We start from the raw sequence: 805 nt of genomic DNA, 5'->3' as shown, positions 1-805 counted from the left end.
CTGCTCGATCGCATCGAGGTCGAACTCTTTTTGGAAACGTCCCGTGGCGGGATCGTAGATTTTGCCCTGCACGAAACCCTGCTCGGGATTGTAGGCGATACCCATGCCGGATTCGGAAGAGGCCAGAAGCAGCGACTTCGTTTTCGTGTCGATGACGAACGTGCCGTCGAGGCTCCGCATAAGTCCCTGCAAGTAGATGTTGTCCAGATAGGCCGAATAACCCGACATCTGAAGCCCGAAGAGGGCGAGATTCGAGAGGTCTCCGAACTGTGCGGCGATATTCTCCCCGGTGAACTCCCAGTCGGAGACGTTGCGCAGATAACGCTGGTAGGTGCGCGTCGAGTAGCGCGACGTGCGGCGCGCAGCATCCGTGAAGGAGCCGTAGGCTACGAACTTCATCGCATCCATCGGGGAAATTCGACGGGGATACCGCTCCGACACGGGCCGCAGTTCGTAGCGGAAGCGCTCGTTCCGGTCGCCCAGCACTTCCGTGATGCGGAAATAGGACGTGGCGAATCCCGCGAAGGTTCGGTTGCCCCGGCCGTCGTCCTTATCCTCCGAGGCATTCTCCGAGGCGACGGGGCTGTGGAAGATACCCATGCAGATGTCGCCCGCCTTGACGGCTCCGATTTCGCCCTCTTCGAGCTTGAGCGTTACGAGCTGCTCGGTCGGATCCGCTTCCGCGACGATGCCTCCGCCCGGGGCGGACCAGTCGTCCCCGACGGAAATATCCACCCGGTTGTAGTTCAGAGAGGGAACGGTCAGAGATTCGCGCACCGTGATGTTCTGAAGCTCGGCGTTGCCG

The 805-nt window shown here is 60.7% G+C and carries 1 pseudogene; it reads right to left on the bottom strand.

Annotated features, from left to right (window positions below):
• Positions 1-805, bottom strand: a pseudogene (locus tag BN3659_RS13060) (hypothetical protein); the annotation flags it as partial.

Source organism: Alistipes sp. CHKCI003 (assembly GCF_900021155.1).
Taxonomy (GTDB): Bacteria; Bacteroidota; Bacteroidia; order Bacteroidales; family Rikenellaceae; genus Alistipes; species Alistipes excrementavium.
This window is presented reverse-complemented; position numbering and strand designations above follow the sequence as displayed.